At 56.5% G+C, this 24,654-nt stretch carries 25 protein-coding genes and 1 tRNA gene; 14 read left to right on the plus strand and 12 right to left on the minus strand.

Annotated features, from left to right (window positions below; all coding sequences use genetic code 11):
- Positions 1–19 precede the first annotated feature (19 nt).
- The 5 genes from G8764_RS00845 to G8764_RS00865 all read left to right on the plus strand — a co-directional run bounded on the left by G8764_RS00845 (position 20) and on the right by G8764_RS00865 (position 4,357).
- The gene (locus tag G8764_RS00845; RefSeq protein ID WP_166160940.1) at positions 20–463 is read left to right on the plus strand and encodes an NUDIX hydrolase; all 444 of its coding nucleotides are present in this window, start codon (positions 20–22) and stop codon (positions 461–463) included.
- Positions 464–510: 47 nt separating this feature from the next.
- Complete coding sequence (mnmA, locus tag G8764_RS00850) at positions 511–1,620, plus strand: tRNA 2-thiouridine(34) synthase MnmA (protein WP_166160942.1); 1,110 nt, start codon at positions 511–513, stop codon at positions 1,618–1,620.
- Positions 1,604–2,239: a high frequency lysogenization protein HflD gene (hflD, locus tag G8764_RS00855; protein ID WP_166160944.1), complete on the plus strand. Its 636-nt coding sequence runs from the start codon at positions 1,604–1,606 to the stop codon at positions 2,237–2,239. The genes mnmA and hflD overlap by 17 nt, the downstream gene beginning before the upstream one ends.
- A gap of 94 nt (positions 2,240–2,333) precedes the next feature.
- Positions 2,334–3,713 carry an adenylosuccinate lyase gene (gene purB, locus G8764_RS00860; protein WP_166160946.1) on the plus strand — a complete coding sequence of 460 codons (1,380 nt, stop codon included), beginning with the start codon at positions 2,334–2,336 and terminating at the stop codon, positions 3,711–3,713.
- 101 nt (positions 3,714–3,814) lie between these two features.
- Positions 3,815–4,357, plus strand: coding sequence for a DUF7931 domain-containing protein (locus G8764_RS00865; RefSeq protein WP_166160948.1), 543 nt, complete (start codon positions 3,815–3,817; stop codon positions 4,355–4,357).
- 47 nt (positions 4,358–4,404) lie between these two features.
- On the opposite strand, the gene G8764_RS00870 is transcribed toward G8764_RS00865, so the two are convergent.
- Together G8764_RS00870 and rluC are read right to left on the minus strand one after the other, a co-directional pair.
- Complete coding sequence (locus G8764_RS00870) at positions 4,405–5,085, minus strand: HAD-IA family hydrolase (protein WP_166160950.1); 681 nt, start codon at positions 5,083–5,085, stop codon at positions 4,405–4,407.
- A gap of 44 nt (positions 5,086–5,129) precedes the next feature.
- Complete coding sequence (gene rluC, locus G8764_RS00875; RefSeq protein WP_166162906.1) at positions 5,130–6,086, minus strand: 23S rRNA pseudouridine(955/2504/2580) synthase RluC; 957 nt, start codon at positions 6,084–6,086, stop codon at positions 5,130–5,132.
- 856 nt (positions 6,087–6,942) lie between these two features.
- Here rluC and rne point away from each other — a divergent pair.
- The 6 genes from rne to G8764_RS00905 all read left to right on the plus strand — a co-directional run bounded on the left by rne (position 6,943) and on the right by G8764_RS00905 (position 12,347).
- Positions 6,943–9,987 (plus strand): ribonuclease E, encoded by a 3,045-nt coding sequence (gene rne / locus G8764_RS00880; RefSeq protein ID WP_166160952.1) that lies wholly within the window; start codon positions 6,943–6,945, stop codon positions 9,985–9,987.
- 122 nt (positions 9,988–10,109) lie between these two features.
- Positions 10,110–10,197: transfer RNA gene (locus tag G8764_RS00885), tRNA-Ser, on the plus strand.
- A gap of 415 nt (positions 10,198–10,612) precedes the next feature.
- On the plus strand, positions 10,613–11,293 hold the full coding sequence (locus G8764_RS00890; protein WP_166160954.1) for a Bax inhibitor-1/YccA family protein: 681 nt from the start codon (positions 10,613–10,615) through the stop codon (positions 11,291–11,293).
- A gap of 49 nt (positions 11,294–11,342) precedes the next feature.
- A complete protein-coding gene (tusD, locus tag G8764_RS00895; RefSeq protein ID WP_166160956.1) occupies positions 11,343–11,723 on the plus strand; it encodes a sulfurtransferase complex subunit TusD in 381 nt (126 codons plus the stop codon).
- Positions 11,716–12,063 carry a DsrE family protein gene (locus G8764_RS00900; protein ID WP_166160958.1) on the plus strand — a complete coding sequence of 116 codons (348 nt, stop codon included), beginning with the start codon at positions 11,716–11,718 and terminating at the stop codon, positions 12,061–12,063. Before tusD ends, G8764_RS00900 begins: the two co-directional genes overlap by 8 nt.
- On the plus strand, positions 12,063–12,347 hold the full coding sequence (locus G8764_RS00905) for a DsrH/TusB family sulfur relay protein (protein WP_166160960.1): 285 nt from the start codon (positions 12,063–12,065) through the stop codon (positions 12,345–12,347). The genes G8764_RS00900 and G8764_RS00905 overlap by 1 nt, the downstream gene beginning before the upstream one ends.
- 141 nt (positions 12,348–12,488) lie before the next feature.
- On the opposite strand, the gene G8764_RS00910 is transcribed toward G8764_RS00905, so the two are convergent.
- Both G8764_RS00910 and G8764_RS23035 read right to left on the minus strand, forming a co-directional pair.
- On the minus strand, positions 12,489–12,926 hold the full coding sequence (locus tag G8764_RS00910; protein WP_166160962.1) for a secondary thiamine-phosphate synthase enzyme YjbQ: 438 nt from the start codon (positions 12,924–12,926) through the stop codon (positions 12,489–12,491).
- A 37-nt stretch (positions 12,927–12,963) separates the two neighbouring features.
- Positions 12,964–13,275: a Rieske (2Fe-2S) protein gene (locus G8764_RS23035; RefSeq protein WP_166160964.1), complete on the minus strand. Its 312-nt coding sequence runs from the start codon at positions 13,273–13,275 to the stop codon at positions 12,964–12,966.
- 366 nt (positions 13,276–13,641) lie between these two features.
- Between G8764_RS23035 and pabB the strand changes: the two genes are divergently transcribed.
- Positions 13,642–15,045: an aminodeoxychorismate synthase component I gene (gene pabB, locus G8764_RS00920; protein ID WP_166160966.1), complete on the plus strand. Its 1,404-nt coding sequence runs from the start codon at positions 13,642–13,644 to the stop codon at positions 15,043–15,045.
- Positions 15,046–15,116: 71 nt separating this feature from the next.
- Here pabB and thrH read toward each other — a convergent pair whose 3' ends face one another.
- Positions 15,117–15,734 carry a bifunctional phosphoserine phosphatase/homoserine phosphotransferase ThrH gene (thrH, locus tag G8764_RS00925; protein WP_166160968.1) on the minus strand — a complete coding sequence of 206 codons (618 nt, stop codon included), beginning with the start codon at positions 15,732–15,734 and terminating at the stop codon, positions 15,117–15,119.
- Between the two features lie 490 nt (positions 15,735–16,224).
- Between thrH and G8764_RS00930 the strand changes: the two genes are divergently transcribed.
- A complete protein-coding gene (locus tag G8764_RS00930; RefSeq protein WP_166160970.1) occupies positions 16,225–16,953 on the plus strand; it encodes a phosphoadenylyl-sulfate reductase in 729 nt (242 codons plus the stop codon).
- Between the two features lie 58 nt (positions 16,954–17,011).
- Here the strand turns inward: G8764_RS00930 and cysB are convergent, their stop codons facing one another.
- Complete coding sequence (gene cysB, locus G8764_RS00935) at positions 17,012–17,986, minus strand: HTH-type transcriptional regulator CysB (RefSeq protein WP_166160972.1); 975 nt, start codon at positions 17,984–17,986, stop codon at positions 17,012–17,014.
- Between the two features lie 155 nt (positions 17,987–18,141).
- Here cysB and G8764_RS00940 point away from each other — a divergent pair, with 155 nt between their 5' ends.
- A complete protein-coding gene (locus G8764_RS00940) occupies positions 18,142–18,915 on the plus strand; it encodes a sulfite exporter TauE/SafE family protein (protein ID WP_166160974.1) in 774 nt (257 codons plus the stop codon).
- Between the two features lie 66 nt (positions 18,916–18,981).
- On the opposite strand, the gene G8764_RS00945 is transcribed toward G8764_RS00940, so the two are convergent.
- The 6 genes from G8764_RS00945 to G8764_RS00970 all read right to left on the minus strand — a co-directional run bounded on the left by G8764_RS00945 (position 18,982) and on the right by G8764_RS00970 (position 24,644).
- Complete coding sequence (locus tag G8764_RS00945; RefSeq protein ID WP_166160976.1) at positions 18,982–19,893, minus strand: 5'-nucleotidase; 912 nt, start codon at positions 19,891–19,893, stop codon at positions 18,982–18,984.
- Between the two features lie 176 nt (positions 19,894–20,069).
- Complete coding sequence (locus G8764_RS00950) at positions 20,070–21,053, minus strand: D-cysteine desulfhydrase family protein (protein WP_166160978.1); 984 nt, start codon at positions 21,051–21,053, stop codon at positions 20,070–20,072.
- A gap of 160 nt (positions 21,054–21,213) precedes the next feature.
- The gene (gene yajC, locus G8764_RS00955; protein ID WP_166160980.1) at positions 21,214–21,549 is read right to left on the minus strand and encodes a preprotein translocase subunit YajC; all 336 of its coding nucleotides are present in this window, start codon (positions 21,547–21,549) and stop codon (positions 21,214–21,216) included.
- A gap of 140 nt (positions 21,550–21,689) precedes the next feature.
- Positions 21,690–22,670 carry a helix-turn-helix domain-containing protein gene (locus G8764_RS00960; protein ID WP_166160982.1) on the minus strand — a complete coding sequence of 327 codons (981 nt, stop codon included), beginning with the start codon at positions 22,668–22,670 and terminating at the stop codon, positions 21,690–21,692.
- Between the two features lie 419 nt (positions 22,671–23,089).
- Entirely contained in the window at positions 23,090–23,566 is a 477-nt protein-coding gene (gene bcp / locus G8764_RS00965) for a thioredoxin-dependent thiol peroxidase (protein ID WP_166160984.1), read from the minus strand.
- 94 nt (positions 23,567–23,660) lie between these two features.
- On the minus strand, positions 23,661–24,644 hold the full coding sequence (locus tag G8764_RS00970; RefSeq protein ID WP_166160986.1) for a malate dehydrogenase: 984 nt from the start codon (positions 24,642–24,644) through the stop codon (positions 23,661–23,663).
- Positions 24,645–24,654 lie beyond the last annotated feature (10 nt).

Here is a 24,654-nt window from a genome sequence, read left to right on the forward strand (position 1 = left end):
GGCCAGGAGACCACTACCGATGACTGAATTACCGCACGCAACTGTGGCGACTATTGTCGAGCAGGACGGCCGTTACCTGCTGGTCAAGGAGAAGCGTGACAACCGCATCGTCTTCAACCAGCCCGCCGGCCACATCGAATGCGGCGAGTCCATTCTGCAGGCAGCCGTCCGGGAAACCCTGGAAGAAACTCGCTGGCTGGTAGAGCCCACCGGCTTTGCCGGTCTGTCGGTGTACCACGCCCCCAACGGTATCAGCTACGTCCGTACAACTATCATTGCCAGGCCGCTGCAGGAAGACCCTCTGGCCCGTCTGGATGACGATATCATCGCGCCGGTATGGCTGACCCACGGCGAAATCCTGGCCCTCAAGGATCAGCTGCGCAGCCCGGTGGTCCTGAAAGTCATTGAAGATCATCGCCGTGGAGTCGCTTATCCATTGGATCTGATTTCTGAGCAGAGGTAGAATATGCGCCCTTTTCCATTCGCGGCAGTAAATAGTTGATTGAATCCATGACCACCGGAACCTCCCCGGCCTCTTCCTCCGGCCATGTCATCGTCGGCATGTCCGGCGGTGTCGACTCCTCCGTCGCCGCGCTGCTATTGCAGCAGCAGGGCTATCGAGTGGAAGGCCTGTTTATGAAAAACTGGGACGAGGACGATGGCACCGAGTACTGCACCGCCCGGGAAGACCTGGCCGATGCCCAACGCGTGTGCGACAAATTGGGCATCAAGCTCCACAGCGCCAATTTCGCCGCCGAGTATTGGGACAACGTCTTTGAGCACTTCCTGGAAGAGTATCAGGCCGGTCGCACACCCAACCCGGACATCCTGTGCAACCGGGAAATCAAGTTCAAGGTATTTCTGGAATACGCCGAAGTTCTCGGCGCGGATATGATCGCCACCGGCCACTACGTGCGCCGCTCGGATGACACCGAACACACCCGCTTGCTAAAAGGGCTGGACAGCAACAAGGATCAAAGTTACTTCCTGCACGCAGTGGGCGAACAGGAGTTCGCCAAATCGCTGTTCCCGGTTGGCGAACTGCAAAAGCCCGCGGTACGGCAACTGGCCGAACAGCACGATTTGGTCACCCACGACAAAAAGGACAGTACCGGCATCTGCTTTATCGGTGAGCGTCGCTTCAAGGACTTTTTGCAACAGTACCTGCCGGCCCAGCCCGGCGACATCGTCGACGACAGCGGCAAGGTAATTGGTCGGCACAGTGGCCTGATGTACCACACCATTGGCCAGCGCCAGGGGCTGGGCATCGGTGGCAGGAAGGATGCGGCCCATGAACCCTGGTATGTGGCGGTCAAGGATTTGGCCAGCAATCAACTGGTCGCAGTACAGGGCAAAAACCATCCGCTGCTGCTTAGCAACAGCCTGGTTGCAGGCAACTGCCACTGGATCAATGGCAAGCCCGCCGGCGCGACACTGCGCTGCTCAGCTAAAACCCGCTACCGCCAACCGGACCAGCCCTGCAGCGTGGAACTCATGCCAGACAACAGCATCAAGGTCACTTTTGACGAGCCGCAACGGGCCCTGACCCCGGGCCAGTCAGTGGTTTTTTACCAGGACGATACCTGTCTGGGAGGAGCGGTCATTGAACGCGCGCTTTGAAGACCAGGCCATCGCCCTGGCCGGGGTGTTCCAGGCCGCCGCACTGGTGGAACAGCTGGCGAAAACCGGCTACCTGCCCTCCGCCCCGCTGGGCACTTGCATGAACGGCCTGTTTAACCAGAATCCGGCCTCCACGCTGGATGTATTCGGCAATGACCTGGCCAATATCGAGCTCGGCCTCAAAGTAATGAGCGACCTGCTGAGCCACCAGCAATCCCGGGATTACCCCAACACATTGCGCTACGTGCTGGGCATCCTGCACCTGCAGAAAAAACTGCTGGGCCGCCAGGACATGCTGGCCGTCATCGGCAAGCGGTTGCAACAGAGTGCCCAACAGGCAGAGCACTTCGGCATCGCCCATGAAAATGTTATGGCCAGCACCGCCGCTATCTACAGCGACACTGTCAGCACTTTCAAGTTTCGAATCCAGGTCAGCGGTGACTTTAGCTACCTGCAGCAAACCCGGGTGGCCAACCAGGTGCGCTCGCTGCTGCTATCGGGAATCCGTGCCGCCACCCTTTGGCGGCAGCGGGGTGGCAGTCGCCTGCAGGTCATATTCCAGCGCAAAAAGCTGGCTGTCTGTGCCGATGACCTGCTGCGCAATCTGCAAAAAACATGAAGCGCGCGCCGCGCGCGGTAAAATCCGGTATCATTTACGGTTTTCTGAATTACCATTCAAGCTACGGTTTTAACAACATACGGTTTTAACAACTATGGATCTTTCTGCTCTCACTGCTGTTTCCCCTATCGATGGCCGCTACGGCTCCAAAACCCGGGAGCTGCGGGCAATCTTCAGCGAATTCGGCTTAATCCGCTATCGGGTTGAAGTTGAAATCCGCTGGTTACAGCAACTGTCCCGCCAGCCGGAAATCCCTGAAGTGCCGACTTTTTCAGCGCCAGCCAATGAGCTGCTGGAAGCGATCGTCGCCAACTTCGATGAATCTCATGCTGCCAGAATCAAGGCCATCGAAAGCACCACCAACCACGACGTCAAGGCCGTGGAATACTTTATCAAGGAGCAATTTGGCGACAATGAAGAGCTGAATCGGATCAAGGAATTCGTTCACTTCGCCTGCACCTCGGAGGATATCAATAACCTCTCCCACGCTTTGATGCTGCGCGACGGTCGCAGTGAGGTGTTGCTGCCCCAGGCCCGCCAGATTATCGCGGCGATTACCGAGCTCGCCCACGCCTACGCTGAAGTGCCCATGCTATCGCGCACCCACGGCCAAACCGCCTCACCCACCACCGTGGGCAAGGAGATGGCTAATGTAGTGGCGCGCCTGCAGCGCCAGTTGGTGCAGATCGAACGGGTCGAGTTGCTCGGCAAGATCAACGGTGCAGTGGGCAATTACAATGCCCATTTGTCCGCCTACCCGGAGCTGGACTGGCAACAAACCGCCCAGCAGTTCGTCGAGCAGCAACTGGGGCTCAACTGGAACCCCTACACCACCCAGATCGAACCCCACGACTACATCGCTGAACTGTTTGACGCCATTGCCCGCTTCAACACCATCCTGATCGACTTTGACCGGGATATCTGGGGTTATATTTCACTGGGCTATTTCAAGCAAAAAACCGTGGCCGGTGAAGTGGGCTCATCCACCATGCCCCACAAAGTCAACCCGATCGACTTTGAAAACTCCGAAGGCAACCTCGGCATTGCCAACGCGGTCTTCAACCACCTGGCCGCCAAACTGCCCGTTTCCCGCTGGCAGCGCGACCTGACCGACTCCACTGTGCTGCGCAATATGGGCGTGGGCTTCGGCTACAGCGCGATTGCCTATGCCTCCACCTTGAAGGGTATCGGCAAGCTGGAAATCAACCACAAACGCCTGGCAGAAGACCTGGATAACAGCTGGGAAGTATTGGCCGAACCAATCCAGACCATCATGCGCCGCTACGATGTTCCGGAGCCTTACGAAAAACTCAAGGCCCTGACCCGCGGCCAGACCATCAATCGTGAGATTCTTGCCAATTTTGTCGCAACACTGGATATTCCCGAACAAGCCAAGGCGGCCATTCGGGAGCTGACCCCGGCCAACTACATCGGCAATGCGGTGCAACAGGCGAAGAAAATCCAGGGGCTCTAGTTTCTCTCAAGCCCGGCGGCTAACGCCGGCTTTTCCCGCGCCTCGGATTGGGTTAGTCTGCCAGTAGTGGCTAGCGCAATCTTGACCGCGGGAAGGTTATTATGAGTGTCACCGACAATACTCCGGGTGCCACCGACTTGGGTGAGTGCCCGTCGGAAACCTCCAGCAGCCTCACCCTGCTGCAGGGTGCACCTGCTTTTACCAAACATTTACAGCACATCCTGCAGCTGGCCCATCGCCAGGTTTGCATTTTCAGCTACGGTCTGGATAACAACCTGTTTGCCTGCCAGGCGACCTGCCGCTTGCTCAGCCAACTGGCACGTCGCCACCGCCAAACAGAGGTCCTGATACTGATTAAAAGTACCAGCGCGCTGATCGGCCGTTATCACGGATTGGTGGAGCTGCAGCAGCGACTGCCCAGCAAGATTCACCTGCGCCAGCTCTCCGTGGAGCAAGATGTAGACCCCCGCAGCTACGTAATCGTCGACGGTCGCCAACTGCTGCTGCAGCACGATGACCGGGAATTTGACGGTTTCTGCGATACCGATGCCGCTCCGTTGGCCAAGACACTGCTGGAAGAGTTCAGGGGCTTGTGGGAACGTCACAGCAAAGATATTGTGGAGTTGCGCCGCCTCTCCCTGTAGCTTCCGCCCTGGGGAAAGCAGGCCCCAAACTCACTGTGACCCCGCTCTCAGGGCTGTGCGCAAGCAGCCCCTTCAACATCCAGGTTAACCAGCGCCAAAATTTGCTCCACCCGCGACACCGACATCAGCGGCGCATAGGCCTGCAATCGGTCAACCGAATGGGCCCCGTAGTCCACCGCGATACGGCGCATGTTGGCCCGCCGCGCCATCTCCATATCGAATTCGGTGTCGCCAATCATAACGGCCCGCTGCACTGGCGTGCGCAACTCCGTTAATAACTGATGCAACATCAAGGGGTCAGGCTTGGAAGCCGTTTCATCCGCACATCGTGTGCCGTGAAACCAGTCGCCAACCTGCACGGACTTTAACACCCTGTCCAGTCCGGCACGACTTTTACCCGTTGCTATTGCCAGTTTATGACCAGCATCTGCCAGGCTGGCGAGCGTGGTTTCGACCCCGGGAAACAACTGTGGCGGCGTGTGATTAAGCTCGAGAAATTGCTGGCTGTACTGGCTGCGCATCTGCTCTATGCCGACAGCATCCAGTTGCGGATAGAGGCGTTGCAGGGCTTGCGGCAACGCCAGGCCGATAATTTCCATGACTTCAACATCCGCCAATACAGGTAAACCCTGCGCTGCGGCAGCCCGATGCATGGCTTCAATGATGGTACTGGTGGAATCGCACAGGGTTCCATCCCAGTCGAATATAAAAAGTAGCTTGTCTGACACCCTACGCTCCGGTTGAACCGCTGATTACACAGCAATAACTGCTTTTACAACAGCGGTAGACGCTGCAGGGGTACGCTGAGCCGCTCGTCCAGCGGGGCGCGCACCAGTAGCGGCTTGTCTTCATCAGGCAATAACAGGGACAACGCCGCCGCATGCAAGAACAGGCGATTAAACCCTTTGGCCTTCATCGCCTTGTTGACTTCATCGTTACCGTATTTGCTGTCACCCACCAGGCCGTGACCCTGGAATTGGGCGTGCACCCGGATTTGATGGGTGCGACCGGTAATGGGCTTGGCCTCAACCAGGCTGCACCCCTGGTAGTGCTGCAACACGCGAAACTCCGTCAGCGACTCCTTACCGTCGCTGTCTACCCTGACCATCCGCTCGCCACTGCTCAGCTCATTCTTCTTCAGCGGTGCCCGCACTTCCCGGCAGCGCTCTGGCCAGCGCCCGGCCACCAGGGCGTGATAGTATTTCTGCACCCGCCCCTCCCGCAACTCCTTGTGCAAATGGCGCAGCATGCTGCGCTTTTTGGCGATCATGATGCAGCCGGAGGTATCGCGATCGAGCCGGTGCACCAACTCCAGGTAATGTTCCTGCGGTCTTATCTGCCGCAGCACTTCGATCAAGCCGAGGTTGATGCCGCTGCCGCCGTGGACAGCCAGCCCCGAGGGCTTATTGAGGATCAGCAAGCCCTTGTTTTCAAACAATATTGAGTTTTCCAGCAGATCAGCCAGTTGCTGGCTCGCCGGCGGAGGCTCACTGGCGGGGGTTACCCGCACCGGAGGAATCCGCACTACATCGCCGCTTTTAAGCCGATAATCGGCCTTTACGCGCCCCTTGTTTACCCGCACCTCGCCCTTGCGCACGATTCGGTAGACCAGGGTCCTGGGAACGCCTTTCAGCTGGGCCAATAAAAAATTATCGATACGCTGACCTTCTCGATCCGCATCGATATCAACAAATCTAACACTGACTGGGGGGGTATTGTCATTCATCATGGCGCCATTATAGCCTTTATCATTCCCGATTAGCCCGAATAAAAACCTTTGCATATCAGGCTTCTAATGGAAAAAGCTGAGGTTGTACACAAGAATATTTGCTGCTCTGGACTAATGTTGTTATAGTCGGTCGGTCTGACCCAGGCAGGTTTCCGGACATTGCGTTTGAGTGCTGCACAACTGGCATCCATTACCAGTATCCTTACAGGAGTGCGAAGGCGCACCCTCTCTATATTTCGGCACCAGGCATGTTGCTAGGAAATACCGCTGACCGACAGGACTGAGTTGTCTGTTCTTCCATCGACGATCAAAGCCGTAAAACATCACTGGCTTTGTAACGTTTGCAAGCCTCGACAGCCAGCCCCACAAGACAATTGACACCCGACCCCGAACCCCGGAGTTCTTGCAGTCACCGGCGTGCCACCTATTATCGTTGGCACGCAACTGCAGGCAATCCGGACCGAAGTGTGGAGGGGTGTCCTAAAATAACCCGCACAAGAGTGACGGGCAAAACAGACAGAACACGGCAAAACAATACTCAAAAAACCAAAGAGTTCAAGCAAAGCAATTTCATTGACAGACTGCTAGAAATTAACTCACAGCCGGCGGCAGAACGCAGTCGGTATTGATCAACGAGTATATGGTTACGAATTTTAAAAAACCAGGAATTCCGCTCCCGCCGCGGCCGGAGCCAATATGGAAGTGAGAGTTATTTAGAGTTCGGCACCCGTAGACCCTGCCGGCATCGCAGCCCCACAGGCCAGCGACATCGGAACAACACGGTCGGCCGCCCCTGATTCTGCCTGCTTGGCCCTCCTCTTTTTGTGCTAACCCATTGATTTTAAATAGGTACCACATGAAGAGAATGCTAATTAATGCAACTCAACCTGAAGAGTTGCGTGTAGCACTGGTAGACGGCCAATGGCTGTACGACCTCGATATCGAAAACCGAACCCGCGAACAGAAAAAAGCCAATATTTACAAAGGCAAAATCACCCGGGTAGAACCAAGCCTCGAAGCTGCGTTTGTCGACTACGGCGCCGACCGGCACGGCTTCCTCCCCCTGAAAGAAATCTCCAGACAGTACTTTTCCAAATCTCCTCGCGAAGTTGATGGCCGCGTCAAAATCAAGGACGTCGTCAAGGAAGGCCTGGAAATTGTCGTTCAAGTCGACAAGGAAGAGCGCGGCAACAAAGGTGCCGCCCTGACAACCTTTATCAGTCTCGCCGGTCGCTACCTGGTATTGATGCCCAACAACCCGCGTGCCGGTGGGATTTCTCGCCGTATCGACGGCGAAGATCGTGCCGAGCTGCGGGAAGCCCTCGGCAAGATTGAAGTACCCTCCGGCATGGGCGTGATTGTGCGCACCGCCGGCGTAGGCCGCAGCGCAGAGGAGCTGCAGTGGGACCTGGATAACCTGCTGAAGCTTTGGGACTCCATCGAAGAGGCCGCCAATGCTCACACCGCGCCCAACTTCCTGTTCCAGGAAAGCAACGTGCTCTACCGCGCCATCCGCGACTACTTGCGCCTCGACATAGGCGAAATCATCGTCGACCGCAAGGAGTCCTACGACCTGGTCAAGGCCCTGATCGCGCAAATGATGCCCGACAGCACCAACAAGGTGAAGCTGTACCAGGACGACACCCCCCTGTTCAATCGCTACCAGATTGAAAGCCAGATCGAAACAGCCTTCGAGCGGGAAGTAAAACTACCCTCCGGCGGTTCCATCGTCATCGATGTTACCGAAGCCTTGATCTCCATCGACATTAACTCTTCCCGCGCCACCAAGGGCAGCGATATCGAGGAGACTGCACTGCGCACCAACCTTGAAGCGGCTGACGAGATTGCACGCCAACTGCGACTGCGGGATATGGGCGGCCTGGTGGTCATTGATTTCATCGATATGCAGCCGGTACGCAACCAGCGCGAAGTGGAGAATCGCATGAAAGACGCGCTCTCCATGGACCGGGCGCGCGTGCAAGTGGGTCGTATTTCACGCTTTGGCCTATTGGAAATGTCGCGCCAGCGCCTGCGCCCCTCACTGGGAGAAACATCTTCCAAGGTATGCCCGAGATGCATGGGACAAGGCACCATCCGCAGCACCAAGTCCATTGCCCTGTCCATTTTACGCCTGGTGGAAGAAGAAGCGCAGAAAGAGCGCAGCGCCGAAATCCGTGCCATTACCCCGGTTGCCGTGGCCACCTTTCTCCTTAACGAGAAGCGCAAAGCCATTTCCGGGATTGAAACTCGCAACAAGACCCGGGTGGTAGTCGTGCCCAATGAGCAAATGGTCACCCCGCACTTTGAGGTGCAGCGACTGCGTGATGACGAAGCGGTAAATACCGAAACCAGCTACAAGATCGTCGGTACGCCCGAAGAGAGCAACGAGGACGAGCTCTCCAACCCCAACCCTGTACAGGCTCCAAAGCCTGTAGTGCAGCAGTTGCAACCCACGGATATGGCTCCAGCGCCGGCACCCGTAGCAAAGGCCCCCGTCGCCGCCGCCGTTACAGAGGTGCCAGTAGAGGCGCCCAAGCCCGGCCTGTGGACGCGCTTTATGCACTCACTGTTTGGCGACCCTGCTGCCGAAGCAGCGGAAAAGGCCAGACTGGAGCAGGAGAAAAAGGAGAAAGAGGAAGAGCAGCAAAAGCAACAGCAGCGCAATCGCGGCTCCCAAACCCGCAATCGCCGCAGCGGTGCGCGCGGCAACCAGCGCGATCGCGACAACCGGGAAAAGCGTGACAGCAGGGACAGCCGAGCCCCTCGGCGCCGGGACGAAAACCGCGACCAACCCCAGGAGCGAACCGACAACCGATCCGAAGCTCGTTCTGGCGGTGGCCGCCGTCGCAACCAGCGCAACGACGATCAAAACCAGCAGGAAGCCGTCAACCAGCAAGCGCCAGAGACCCAAACCGACACCGGCAGTGAGGATCGGCCCACAAGACGACCAGCCAACAAGCGAGGCAAGCCACAACCGCGTCGCCGTGGACGTCGCGACAGCAACACTGAAACCGAGAACGGGAAACAAGGCAACAGCCCGGAGCAGCAGCCTGAGCAGCAGAAGCAGGAAACCACCGCTGCCGAGAGCAAGACCAGGGAGCCTCGCGCTGAAGGGCCGATAACCCGGGAAACCAGCGCCACGCAAGCAAACGATCAGGAAGCCAGGGCTGAAACCAGGCCAGAGCGAACCGAAAAGCGCAACCGCAGGCCGGAGCCGGTAGACACCGAGTCAGCGGCGAAAGCAGTGCCTGCAGCCGCTGCGGTAGCGCAGCAGGAGACACCGGCACCTGAATCAGCGAAGGCTGCACCAGCGCCCCAGCAGCCCGAGCTTGAGCAGGCCGCCGCGCAACCAGCAGAATCACAGGAAGCACCAGAGCCTGGTGCAACCCATGCTAGCGCTGAGCCTGCCAAGATCGAGCCTGCAGCAACTGAACCCGAAACGACAACTTCAGACGAGGCAGCGGTCACAGCTGCAGCGCCAGAGGTTCGCGACGAGAAGGTCGATGCTACGGCGCAAAGCAGCAGCCCTGCCGCCGCTCCCGATGCGCAGGTCGAACTGCCACTCGAGCCAACAGCTGCCGACGCCCCGACAGAGTTAGCAGCAGAGGCCCCGCGGGAAACTGTAGCCAGTACCGAGCAAACCACACCGGTTACGCCGGCACCCACTGCTGCCGAAAGCCGGGATTACAGCCGGGCACAAAATGATCCGCGCATCAACCCGCGCCCGGTAACAGAGGCCAAAATCGAAACAGTACAAGTTACTATTACGATGAGCGAACCTCTGGACACCTCCAAAGCGGCGAATATTGCCCACAACCCTCGCCCCTTGCCACGGCCTGCTAACGACCCGCGCCACCAGCGCAGCGAAGGCCAACTGGCCGTAGAGGCTGAATCCGAGTAACGCCAGGCGTTGCTGTTTGAACAGAAACCCCGCCCGTGTTGCACAGGCGGGGTTTTTTCATAAAAAATAACAGCTTAGCGAGTTGCCGTTGGCTTGAATCTCTGTATAATGCGGCTCGTTCTGGTGAGCTGGCTGAGTGGTCGAAAGCGGCGGTCTTGAAAACCGTTGAACCGAGAGGTTCCTGGGGTTCGAATCCCTAGCTCACCGCCAACTACAAATAAAAAGCCCGGCGAATGCCGGGCTTTTTATTTTTCCCAAACCCGCCGGCACAAACGCCGCGCCTGAGCCGCAATTACAGTGAGCGCCTTCCCCTATCGCCCGCCTACTGTGTAAGTTTTGAATACTGCGCCAACCGCCACCACCCCGCATTTCAGGTTGAAGCCACCAGGCAACTCCAGTCCCGACACCGATTTGGCAAGGCCGCCCCAGCCCGGTTTATGCAGCACCTTGAAAAGGCTGAAATCCCCCCAATATTATTGCTGCTGTGTAGCGATCCATAATTACACTTTTCTACGTATATCAACCAGTTAGATGGATTTTGACAGAACCGATATAGCTTGATTTTGGCTCTCTGCTCAGTATGATAGAGCCAACGCCAATACCTTCCTTTATGGAGATAGTGCTCATGCAAGAGATCTACACCCAAACACGGTCATCACATTCGATCGTTTCAACTAACAAGGTGTTAAAGAACACCTATATGCTGCTGGCCATGACCATGGCAGTCAGTGCCGCGGCCTGTGCCGTTTCCATTGCAATCGGGCTCGGACATGGCGTCGCCTTGATGATGAACCTCGCAGCCCTGGCCATCGTTTGGCTGGTGCTACCTCGCACTGCCAACTCCGCCTCCGGCATTTACGTTGTGTTCGGCTTCACCGCACTGCTGGGCGCCTCCCTCGGCCCCACCATTAATCACTACCTGAACATGTCTGGCGGCTCGCAAGTCGTCCTGCAGGCCCTCGCCGGCACCGCGCTGGTGTTCTTTGGCCTGTCGGGATACGTGCTCACCACTAAGAAAGACTTCAGCTTTATGCAAGGCTTTCTCATCACCGGCCTGATCGTCGTTGTTGTGTGCGCCATTGCCCTGATGGTAGCGGGAATGTTCGGCGTTAACATCGCCGGTGCCAGCCTCGCAATCAGCGCTGCCATTGTCTTCCTGATGTCCGGCTTTATCCTGTACGACACCAGCCGGATCGTAAACGGCGGCGAGACCAACTACGTCATGGCCACCGTGTCCCTGTACCTGAACATCTACAACCTGTTTGTCAGCCTGCTGCACATTCTCGGAATGAGCGCAGACGACTAACCAGCCTGGCGCAAAGCTCCTGCTGCGGAGCTTTGCGCCTGCGCCACCCATGATATTTTCCCTGCTGGTCTGCACCACCCCCCTGTCACCTGAAGACAATCACGCTGTTAAATTTGCCCGCACCCTGCTGCAACAGGGTCACCAGCTCTATCGTGTCTTTTTTTACGCTGATGGCGTTTACAGCGCGGCAAGCAAACCTGCAAACCCGGGGGCTGCCAGGCAGGGCGAACTTTGGCAGTTGCTGGCCCGCGAATACCCGACAGATCTGGTGGTGTGCACCACAGCCGCCAGTCAGCGCGGCCTTGTAGCCGCCGACAGCGACCCTTCAGCCGACTGCAGCTCACGGCTGCTGCCCTGCTTCGAACTGGCCGGCCTGGCAGAACTGACGGACGCCGCCGCGAGCAGCGATCGGGTAGTTACTTTTGCCTAGCCCAGCGGTGAAGCTGTTGTACATTGCCAGCGGTGCCAACCCCCACTGCCGCGACTACCTGGATGCCGCTCTCACCTCAGCAGTTTTCGGACTGCATGTTGCGGTGTTATTTCTGGGGGAAGGCGTAGCCCAGTTAACGGCAAGCGCGCCGGGCGCAACGGAGGGGCTGACAAACCCGGTAGACGAACTGCTCCAGTACGGCGTGACAGATATTTATGTGCAACAACAAGGTCTCGTGGACACAGTCACAAGCCGCCCCAGCGATAGCAGGATAACGGAGTTGAGCAACCTCGATATATCCCGTCTAATAGCCCGCCACGACCAGGTGTTTAATTTCTGATGACAGCGCCCACCCCTCAACAGGCTCTGCACATACTAAGTCGCCACACCCACACCTCACTACTTAACTGCACTAGCGCGGCGGCGGAGGGAGACAGCCTGGTGCTTATTGGCGATGGCGTTCACAACGGCGGCAACCCTCCCCGAGGGCTGACCTGTTACGCGCTGCAGGAAGATGTGGCGACGCGGAAGCTGCCAACGCCGTTGGCGGCAGCGGTGAAACTGATTGACTACCCGGAGTTTGTCGAACTGTGCAGCCTGCACCAACCCGTTTGCAGCTGGTAGCCGCATACAAATTGCCAATCCAACAGACGGACGACTACTAATTTTTTGACTCTCTTCCGGCTGCCATTTAGCCGCAACTTAAGCGCCCTGACGCCGGAGCAAGGCCAGCCACAGAGGCCCGGTCACGCCACCCGCTCGACCTCACACCCTGAATCGCTCGCCCTGGACGGTCGCCACCAGGCTGCGAGCACCGCCGTTGTTGCGATGCTCACACAAGTAAATGCCCTGCCAAACTCCCAAATTCAAGCGCCCGCGGGTAATGGGCAGATTGAGACTCGCCCCCAGGATGCTGCTCTTCAGGTGCGCCGGCATATCATCACTACCCTCATCCACGTGCTCATAGTAGGGCTCATTCTCCGCCACCGCGCGATTGAAGTAGCGTTCAAAATCCCGCCTGACACTGGGGTCAGCATTTTCGTTTACAGTTAGGGAGGCCGAGGTGTGTTTAATAAAAATGTTTATCAACCCCGCCTCCACATCGGCCAGCTCCGGCAGCTGCTCCAGTATCTCCGCTGTCACCAGGTGAAAGCCCCTCGGCCTGGCGCGCAGGCGTATCTCTCGCTGCAGCCATACACTCACCGCCGCCCCCTCCTGACACCCGCACTATGGCGACCGATCACAACACAACCCCAACGGTATTGCCCTCATAGACCGGTATATATGTTTTTACCGCCCTTAGGCTTCCAGGCGTTGCCGGCCCGCACTTACCGGTGGCCAGCTCGAAACATATACCGTGCATGGGACAGCGAATCTGGCCATTCTGGACGCGCCCGTAGGTCAGTGGCGCCTCCATGTGGGGACAGCGGTTTTCCAACAAATAGACCCTGCCCTCTTCCTGAATAAGCAAAAGCTCCAACTGCCCCACGCGAAATGCGCGCTTATAGCCGTCGTGAAGCTGGTGTAATTTTTCCAGTGCCTGAAATCCCATAGTGTTTTATCTCAAATAGACCTTCGCCCCGCCCAACCACACTGCGCCACTATCCGCGCCCTAAAGGCACCCTCCTGTGCCATCCTATCTGTGCCGCCCTATCTGTGCCACACTGCTAAGGGTGCCACCCAAACCGCGTGCTGCAGCAACAGCGGCACCACGCCCGGATAAACACTCCCAACCAGCACCGGAAAGATTGCTCACTTTTACCAGCTCCGTCAAGGCTGCCAGGACGGATTAATCAAGGCGCCCGGCCAAACGTAGCCAAGCCCGGTCGCAGGCACTACAATGCCGCGCACCAGTCAGCCGCTGCCACGCACCGGCATAGAACCAGCCGTACGAAACTAACTGCATAAAAGCACCCGAATGAACCATTCCGAGCCCGATCAACCCACCTTTAGCCGACCGCTGCCCTACCGGGGTAACAGCGCTGACTATTTCCGGGCGGTGCGCGCCATGCCCTGGCCCATCTGGCTGGACAGCGGCCAGCCGCACCAGAATCGCGGCCGCTACGACATTATCAGCGCCGCACCGGCGCGCAAACTTATCAGCGATGCCAGCGGCAACCGCTGCATTGAGCAGGAAAAAATCCGTCAATACCAGGACCCCTGGGCAGCACTGGAACAGGAGTTAGCGCCCCCGACCGGGAGCCTGGCAAATGCCACACCACTACCCTTTTACAGCGGTGCGCTGGGCTATCTCGGTTACGACATCGGCCGCCAGCTGGAGCACCTGCCCAATCGCATCGGCGATGACAGCGAGCTACCACTCATGCTGGTGGGCATTTACCGCTGGGCCATCATTCAGGACCACCAGCTGCAAGCTGCGCACCTGGCACACGCCGCGGACATGCCGGAAGCCGAGGTGGAAACATTGCTGCTGAGACTGCAAAACGCCGGTCACGAAGACTGCCCGGCGACCGCAGCTCAAGTCGAAGTGAGCCCATTCAAAGCCGGTGCATTCAAAAGCAATCTGACCGAGAAGGATTACCTCGAAAAAATTCGCCGAATCGGACAATACATAGCGGCCGGCGACTGTTACCAGGTTAACTTTTCCCAGCGCTTTGCAGCAGATTACCAGGGCGACCCCCTGCAAGCCTATTTAACCCTCCGTGAGTCCCTGCCTTCACCCTTCTCCGCCTACTTTGAAACGGAATACGGCACCATACTGAGCCTGTCACCGGAGCAGTTCCTGCATTCGGACGGCCACCAGGTCACCACCAAGCCCATCAAGGGAACCTGCCCGCGGGGCACGACAGCAAGCGAGGACCGGCAACTGGCGGAGGCGCTGGTGCAATCACCGAAAAATCGGGCGGAGAACCTGATGATCGTTGACCTGTTGCGCAATGACTTGAGCAAAGTGTGTCACACAGTAAACACCACGCGACTGTTTGAACTGGAAAGTTACGCCAACGTGCACCACCTGGTCAGCACCGTGACCGGCCAACTGCGAGACAACATCAGTGCCGTTGAGCTTCTCAAGGCTTGCTTTCCCGGCGGGTCGATTACCGGCGCCCCAAAAGTGAGGGCCATGGAAATCATCGAAGAGCTGGAGGCCAGCCGGCGTGCGGTTTACTGCGGCAGCGTTGTGTATATCGACCAGAGCGGCAAAATGGATTCCAACATCGCCATTCGCACGCTGGCCCTGAACAAGGATAAGATTTTTACCTGGGGTGGCGGCGGGATCGTATTCGACTCACTGCCAGAAGAAGAGTACCAGGAGTCTCTGACAAAAATTGGCCTGATTCTCGACACCCTGACCAGCCTGTGACTCCCTATACCGGCAGGGCTGCCGACCCGGGCAAAAGCACGCCCGGGCCGGGCATCAACTACACAGGGGGCTTATAGTGCCAAATCGCGGATACTGGCCTTCAGGAACTCTCGCTTCAGATCACTGTAGGTATGTACCGCCGGATACTGCGGAAACTGCTCGATTACGTTCTGCGGGGCTTTGAACAAAATACCCGCATCTGCCTCCGCCAACATAGTGGTGTCGTTGTAAGAATCACCTGCGGCGATGGTGCGATAGTACAACGACTTAAAGGCAACAATACACTGCCGCTTGGGGTTGGCCTGGCGGATATTGTAGTCGGTAACGCGGCCCGTATCATCCACAGTAAGCTTGTGGCAAAGCAGGGTTGGATAGCCCAGCTGCTTCATCAGCGGACCCGCAAATTCATAGAAGGTGTCCGACAGGATAACCACCTGGAAGCGCTCCCGCAGCCAATCGATAAACTCCCGGGCACCTTCCATAGGGCTAAGGGTCGCAATCACTTCCTGAATTTCATTTAACCCCAGCTTGTGCTTTGCCAGCTCTCCCAGACGCATGGTCATTAATTCATCGTAATCGGGGATATCCCTGGTGGTCGCCTTGAGCGCCTCAATACCGGTTTTCTCCGCAAACTTTATCCAGATTTCAGGGATCAACACCCCTTCGAGGTCCAAACACGCGAGCTCCACAAACGACTCCTATTGCCAATCAGATGAAGGTTTCACAAGACGAGGTATTCGTCCGGCATCAAAAGCAGGCAATCTACCTTGTTCACGCCCTCACCGCAATTTCTCTGTGCTGCCAATTAGCGAAGCACCGGTCGGGGCAAATAGTTTTCACGTGGAACTCTTAATAAACAACCTTATAATCTCTCTATAACTTGCTGAATAGAATCAGAGGTAAAAGTTAAGAAATTACTTTAAGTATAGAATATCGGCAAAATTTTCATCATTTCAGACAAACTAAAGCACAGACCAATCTCACCGATCAAATATTAACCAATGTTCCACGAAGTTTTTCCCCGCACCTTGAGCAGCCGCTGTGTGCGACATTGCAGGAAGACAAAAGAGCAAAGAGTTATAACGGTATGACTGGATATTATTTTTCTCCTAACGCCGGCTCTGCTATCCTGCGCCGCAAATTAACCCTATTGCACCCAAAACTCACCAGGAACGCCCCATGACCGAACTGCTTGATACCGTCGACCTCGACAAGCAGCTGCAAGAACAGTCGCCACAGCAAATCCTTAAATACGCCCTCTCGGAGTACGACAATATCTGTATCTCCTTTAGCGGTGCGGAGGACGTGGTACTGATCGAAATGGCTCACAAAATCAGGCCCGACATCCAGGTTTTTTGCCTCGATACCGGTCGCCTGCACCCGGAGACCTACCAGTTTATCGAAACCGTGCGCAAGCATTACAAGATCGATATCGATGTTGTCAGCCCCGATGGCGAAGCTGTGCGCGCACTGGTCAAAGCGAAAGGCCTGTTCAGTTTTTACGAAGACAACCACCAGGAGTGTTGCGGTATCCGCAAAATTGCCCCGCTGCAGAGGAAGCTGCAGGGCGTCGACGCGTGGATAACCGGCCAGCGCAAGGACCAGAGCCCCGGCACCCGCGCGCAAATCCCGGTCATCCAGGACGACAAGGCATTTGCCCACGAGCGCGGCCCGCTCACCAAATTCAACCCGCTGGCAAACTGGACATCACAACAGGTTTGGGACTATATCCGGGCCTTTGAGGTGCCCTACAACCCGCTGCACGACCGCGGCTTTGTTTCCATCGGCTGCGAACCCTGCACCCGGCCTGTGGGCCCGGGCCAGCACGAACGCGAAGGTCGCTGGTGGTGGGAGGAAGCTACCAAGAAGGAATGCGGCTTGCACGCTGTGAATTTCGAGCGCGAATAAGCAGGAAATCAACCCGCGCCCCCGGCCCGGCAGTTGTCGAGGGCGGCTGAGGGACCTGTCAGTGAGACGGCAGCTCTATATCGGCAAACAGCTCTTCAACTTCCGCCCTGGAGTGCCGGTTATAGGCCTCGGTAACCACATCCTTGCTCAGGTGCGGTGCAAATAATTCGATAAATTCGTACATATAACCGCGCAAAAAAGTGCCGCGCCGAAAGCCGATCTTGGTAACGCTGGGCTGGAACAGATGGCTGGCATCCAGCGCCACGAGGTCGCTGTCCAGGTCTTCGTTATAGGCCATTTTCGCGATGATACCCACACCCAACCCCAGCCTGACATAGGTCTTGATCACATCCGCATCGGCGGCGGTGAATACAACCTTTGGCGCCAGGCCCTTCTCAATAAAGGCTTCATCCAGCTTGGAGCGCCCGGTAAAACCAAACACATAGGTGACGATCGGGTGCCTGGCAACATCTTCCAGGGTCAGTTGCGAGACCTGGCAGAGGGGGTGGTTTTTGGGGACCACGATGCAGCGGTTCCAGCGGTAACAGGGCATCATGACCAGGTCACTGAACAACTCCAGCGCTTCGGTGGCCACCGCAAAATCAACGGTACCATCGGCGGCCATTTCGGAGATTTGCATCGGTGTGCCCTGGTGCATATGCAGCGACACCTCGGGGTAACGATTAATAAAGGTCTCAATCACTTTGGGGAGCGCGTAGCGAGCCTGGGTATGGGTCGTCGCCAGGGAAAGACTGCCTTTTTTCTCGTTGCTGAACTCCTGCGCAACCTGCTTGATACTCTCTACTTTGCGCAGTATTTCCCCGGCAGTTTTCAGAATCGCTTCCCCTGCCGGGGTGATTCTGGTCAGGTGTTTGCCGCTGCGGGAAAATACTTCCACGCCCAACTCATCTTCCAACAGGCGAATCTGCTTACTGATACCGGGCTGGGAGGTGTACAAACTTTGCGCGGTCGCAGATACGTTCAGGTCGTGGTGGGCAACTTCCCAAATGTAGCGCAGTTGCTGCAGCTTCATAAGCCCTCCAATTGGCTCTTTGTCACTGAAATTTTATTATAAAAATATAAGAAAATATTCTTTTCCAGAATAGATACATTTACGTATATTTGCCAGCCAAAATCAACAAATGCTTATAGCGAAGTCTCTTATACATAACGATAGCCTATAAAACAATGGAAATCCTGTACTATATTCTCGCTGGAGCAGGTGTTGGGCTGGCTATCGGCGTCACCGGTGTAGGCGGCGGCTCCCTGATGACGCCGCTGCTGATCTTGTTCGGCTTTCCCTACCACGTTGCCATCGGCACTGACCTGCTCTACGCCGCCATAACCAAGGCTGGTGCAATGCGCGCTCATCAGCGCAAAGCCAATGTACGCTGGCCCATTGTCCTGCGGCTGGCGGCGGGCAGCATACCGGCCACCCTGGTGACCATCCTGTTGCTGAAAACGGTATTTGGCAACGCCGATGAGTACAAACACCTGCTGACCACCAGCCTCGGCATCATGCTGATCCTGACTTCGCTGGTGCTGCTGTTTAAAACGCAACTGCAGCAGCCATCCAGAGACCCGCAGGGTTGGGCGGAAACACACAAGCCGGCCCTGACCGTAGTGATGGGAGTTTTTTTAGGCGTTTTCGTGACCTTGAGTTCCGTCGGGGCCGGGGCCATCGGCACCGCTATCCTGCTGATCCTCTACCCTGCCCTGAAAGCCCGCCATGTGGTCGGCACCGATATTGCGCACGCGGTTCCGCTCACCCTGGCCGCCGGCCTCGGCCACATGTTGCTGCTGGGAAATGTCGATTTTGTTCTGCTCGGCTGCCTGCTGGTGGGCTCACTGCCGGCCGTCAGCCTTGGCACAAGAATTGGCTCAAGCCTGCCCAACCGGATATTACAACCCATTCTGGCCAGTGTGCTGATGGCCCTGGGCATCAAATTTGCGCTGTTTTAAGGGGCGCCTGTTCAGCTTTATAAACGCTATTCGCGCAGCGCCGCCCGGTCAATGGATACCCTTGGCCTACAATTTCAATTCATTGGCCACACCGTGCGGCACATGCCCGGTGGCCACTACGCTGCGCGCAGAATCACAGTGCGACTGCTGATCGTCGAAAAAGACATCAGCACCGTAGGATTTCAGGAACGCGCCTTTGTCCAACCCGCCGAGAAACAGTGACTCATCAATGCGTATATTCCACGCGCGCAGGGTTTTTATCACTCGCTCGTGGGCCGGTGCTGAGCGAGCGGTGACCAGAGCAGTTCGGATGGGCTTGATATCATTGCCGGCGAACTCATGCTGCAGTCCTTGCAGGGCAGCGAGAAACTGTTTGAACGGCCCCCCCATCAACGGCATATTTGCCCGCGCTTTTTCAGTGGCGGCAAATACTTTCAAGCCCTCGTCCTTATAAACCCTTTCCGCCTCGTCGGAAAACAGCACCGCATCGCCATCGAAGGCAAAGCGCAACTCTTCACCGTGCTCCGAGCGCGAGCTGGCCGGCATCAGGGTGGCCGCCGCCACTCCGTGCTCCAGCGCGCTGCGCACATCTTCCGCGTGAGTCGAGAGAAACAAATGGCAACCGAATGCGGCCACATAACGATACGGGCTTTCTCCGCCACAAAACGCGGCCCGGGAAATATCCAGCCCATAGTGCTCGATCGAGTTAAACACCCGCAAACCGGTATCGGCGCTGTTGCGGGACAGGAGGATCACCTCAACCCGCGGGTCGCCCTCCAGCAAATCATTGAGTCGCAACAGCTTTTGCACAATGGTAAAAGCATCACCGGGTTGCAGCAGGTCGTTTTCGTGTTCGATCTGGTAGCTGGCGTAGGCCTCCAGCCCCTGCTCCTGGTAGACTTTGTGGCTGTCATCCAGATTAAACAAGGCGCGGGAAGAAAGGGCGATTATCAGCTTATTGCCATAGACGGCGGGCATAGAGCATTCTCACTTTAGCGGGGTAAAACAAGGCCAGGCGTCGCAGCAGCCTCACTCAAGCGGCAATTGTAGCGGATCATGGCCGTCGCGAAAGAAATTATCCACGCGACAGGCCCCCATAACGCCTGTAAATAGCTCCTGCCCACTGACTGTCGGCCAGCCGCTGCGCACACCAATCAGCTATAACCCTGTTTTTGCGGAAAATTGCCGAAAATGCCCCCGGTGTGGACAAACACGATATCCCTGTCTGAAGGCAGCCGACCGGCCCGCAATTCGCTAACCAGCCCGTGAAATGCCTTACCTGTATAGACCGGATCCAAGACGATACCCTCGGTTCGCGCCAGCCAGGCAATAGTGGCAAACACCTCTGCTCCGGCTTTGGCATAGCCCGGCCCGATGTAGCGATCATTCACCACAATGGCGGCATCATCCAGGCTCACCTGGCGGTTGTAGCGCTGCTGCCACTGCTCGATATCGGCCCTCACCTTGCGCTGAAAATAGGCTTCATCGTCGCACACAGCCATCCCCAACACCGTGGTCTCCAGCTGCAGCAAGTGCACACCCAGGGTCAACCCGGCCTGGGTTCCCCCTGATCCGGTCGCGCAGACAATATGGCTGGGCTGCAGGTTTTGGCTCTCAAAATCGCGCTGTAGCTCCATGGCCGCGGCCACATAGCCCCAAATTCCGGTGCCGTCGCTGGCGCCGGTGGGAATGATAAAGGGGCGCCGGCCCTGGCTGCGCAACTCCTCGGCCTTCGCCTCGAGCAATTGTGGCAGCTGACTTGTGTATACACGCGGCTCAAAGGTGCATATTTCCGCACCGGCCAGCTTGTCGAGCAATAAATTACCGTCATCGACCCCCTCCGGCACGCCGCGCAGGACCAGGACCGCGGCCAGCCCCAGTGAAGCACAGGCGAACGCAGTGGCGCGACAGTGATTGGATTGCAGGCCCCCGCAGGTAATGATGGTGTCGCACCCCTCAGCCATGGCTTTGGCCAGGGTAAACTCCAGTTTGCGAACCTTGTTGCCACTCAGGGTTATGCCGGTCAGGTCGTCGCGCTTGATCCAGAGCTTCGCCCCGACTTCAGCACTGGCGCGAGCCAGGTACTGCAACGGCGTAGGAGTCTGTGCCAACGGCACTTGTGGCGGTAATTTGAGCATGGTTTCGTCTCTCCAGTGCGGCCACCCCGGAACCAGATCGCCGATACTAACAAAAAGGCAGCCCTGGGCTGCCTTTTTGTTGAGTGCCTTTTAGGAGGATGCCCTCCTATGGAGTGGCACTTGCCAGGCGGCCTGCGAATTCAGCAGGCACCAAGCCCGCCTAACCGATCGATTTGATGGTGCCCTTGGGCAGTACGGCGTGAACAGCAACCTTTTGGAATTTTAACTCAACATTGTTACCGGTATCGAGCACCAGGTAATTATCATCCACCTTGGTAACCTTGCCCAATATACCACTGTTCATAACCACCTCATCGCCCTTGCTCAGCCCGGTGACCAATTGCTGGTGCTCTTTCTGGCGCTTGCGCTGGGGCCGAATCATAAAGAAATACATGAACACGAACAAACCGCCAAACAGCAGCAGCGTGACCATTGGGTTGCCCTGAGGGGCGGGAGCCTGGGTTTGTGCCATCGCAGCAGGAATAAAAAACGACATTAACTATCCTCGTTATTGAGTAAAATCCAAAGCGCAGAACTCTACCCTGTTTCCAGCAGTCAGGCAACGAGAGGAGGGAGAATTTATGGGGATCTATTACTTACAGAGCACTAGTAGTCGGTGCTCTGTAAGTGGGTTGGTTAGGCGTAGTCCCTGAACAGCTTTCTGAAAGTGCTGGGGGACAGACCGGTCCAACGCTTGAAAGCATTGGTGAAGCTGGTGCGGTCGGAAAAGTCCAGAGAAGCAGAAATACTGTCAATACTCATGACATTTTCCACCAGATAATTGATGGAATGATGGAAACGGACCTGGTCGCGCAGCTGGGCAAAGCTGATCTCCTGCTGCTGCAGGCGCCGCTGCAAGGTACGCTTGGACAAGTTCATTTCATCGGCAATGTGATCAATCGACAGCGGAGAGTTACCAATGCGGCGCTGCAGCACTTCCACCACCCGCCCCGGCACACCATAGGCCTCCGGGAGGCGTGCCTGCTGCACGTACTCCTCAAAAGATTTTACCCCTTCAGTGGCAAAGCCGGTTTGAAGTTTAGCCAGACCCTCAGGGTGCTTTTTATGCAGCTCAATCATTTTGGCCACTCCTTTTGCCATCAAGTCAATTGTTGCAAGATCATCGCCAGTAAACCTGCGCTCGCCGCCTTCACTGTTAAAAAAACATAGCGCGCCATACAACTGCCCGGAAACAACGAGCGGTGCGCAGAGATAAGCACGAATAGAGGCCCCATTATATGACATGCGTCCCGAATTCCCATTGGAATCGTTCACATAGCTTGCTTTTTTTTCCGTAATTGTGAAGTCGAACCAGTCTTCTTTCGGATTCAGGCTTGCAGCCCCGTCAGATATAGTACCGGCCTGCTGCTCTACGACCATATCATCCTGCAAGTAGCGCCACCGGCACAACAGTGCGAAATCAGCCCGAAACATCTCCAGGCCGCACTCAAGGTACGCCTGTGAGTGACGATTACGAGTGGGATACGTAGCCGTCAGCAAATCGTGCAACCGGCGGTACCGGTCGACCAGAATTTCACTGTTATGCGGGTAAGCATCCTGCTCAGCACTGACCACCACCCTGCGGGGGTTGCCGATAACTTGTCGCTGTTCTTCCATATTCCTGCTACACCAGAGGCGCCTTTCAGCAAGCGTCTAATTAACTATAAACAACCATATTCTTTATAACGAAAATAAACTAGGCTGATTGGTGCCACGTAGTTGGTTTTAACGCCAATAGTTGTTTTTTTCCTGCCAGACGGGCTGACCGAAAGCTACAACTGCCCAATTAAGTATAGGTAGTATTTTGCGGTTGTGTGGGGGCGCAAGATTTATTTTTTTCCACGAAGAGATTGCCTGCGATACCCAGAACTTTAGCGCCGGTTTAGGCGAGCGCGATAGGCGAGCGCGAGGTAGCAGTCCGCCAGCAAGAACGGCGGCGTGAGTCATCCCGTTGTAACCGCGCCGGCGGTGGCCGAGCCTCGGGCGCCCGCTTCAGCAGCGGCGAGCGACCCGGAGGGAACTCAATAAGTACGGGCTTAAAGTTCCAGTTGCGCGAGCTCAGCCAACAGATCGTCGTGATGGCTTTTGGTTTTAAATCGATCCATAACCTGCTTCAAGCGGCCGTCCTTGCCAATAATAAATGTGGTGCGCAAAATACCCATAAACTCCCGCCCCATAAACTTCTTCAGCCCCCACACGCCATATTTTTCCGCCACCGCGTGATCCTCATCGGACAGGAGGTCAAAATTTAACTCTTGCTTGTCAATAAAACGCTGTAACCGCGCAACCGGGTCAGGGCTGATTCCCAGCACCACGGTATCGAACTTTTTCAGCTCACTGGCAATATCGCGAATGCCGCAGGCCTGGGTGGTACAACCCGGTGTACTCGCCTTTGGGTAAAAATAGACGACCACATTACTTTTGTTCCGGTAATCTTTCAGGCTGACATTGGCACCGGCTTGATTCGGGAGTGTAAACACAGGAGCCAGGTTGCCGATTTTTGGAAACGCCATTTTTCACCTATCCTCAGTTGGAAATTTATTACACGAAAGCCACAAAAAAGCGCGGGCCAGCCGCGCTTTTTATACATTGATTTAACTGCGACGATCAGCTCGGCAGCAAATCAGCTACGGCATTGCGCTCTTCTTTCAACTCGGTTTCGGTGGCGGTCATTTTCGCACGGGAAAACTCGTTGATATCGATACCCTGAACGATACTCCAGTCGCCATCCTTACAGACACAGGGGTAGCCGTAAATCAGGCCCTTCTCGATGCCGTAGGAGCCGTCAGAATAGACACCCATGGTCACGTAGTCACCCTCCGGTGTACCCAGGGCCCAGTCGCGCATATGGAAAATCGCCGCATTGGCAGCAGAAGCCGCTGAGGATGCGCCCCGCGCCTTGATAATAGCCGCGCCACGCTGCTGCACAGTCGGAATAAAGTCTTCTTCGTACCAGGCCTGATCCACCAGTTGCATGGCGTCAGTACCAGCGACCGTGGTGTTGTGAATGTCAGGGTACTGGGTAGCGGAGTGGTTACCCCAGATAATGACCTTGTTGACATCGTTGATGGTCTTGCCGGCTTTTTCCGCCAGCTGGCTCATGGCACGGTTGTGGTCGAGGCGCATCATGGCGGTAAATTGACGGGGGTCGATATCCGGCGCGTTACGCTGGGTAATCAGGGCATTGGTATTGGCCGGGTTACCAACCACCAGCACCTTGATGTCTCGGGAGGCGTGATCGTTGATGGCCTTGCCCTGCACAGAAAAGATCGCCGCGTTTGCCTCCAGCAGATCCTTGCGCTCCATGCCCGGGCCGCGCGGACGAGCACCCACCAACAGCGCGTAATCGGCATCCTTAAAGGCTACGTTAGGATCATCGGTGCAAACCATACCGGCCAGCAGCGGAAAGGCACAATCGTCCAGTTCCATCGCTACACCCTGGAGGGCATTCAGGGCGGGAGTGATTTCAAGCATTTGCAGAATCACGGGTTGGTCTTTACCTAGCATTTCGCCAGCAGCAATGCGGAATAACAGGGAGTAGCTGATCTGACCGGCTGCGCCAGTTACGGCGACACGTACGGGTGCTTTCACGATATTTCTC

It is taken from the genome of Pseudomaricurvus alcaniphilus (assembly GCF_011440395.1).
In the GTDB taxonomy this organism is placed as follows: domain Bacteria; phylum Pseudomonadota; class Gammaproteobacteria; order Pseudomonadales; family Cellvibrionaceae; genus Pseudomaricurvus; species Pseudomaricurvus alcaniphilus.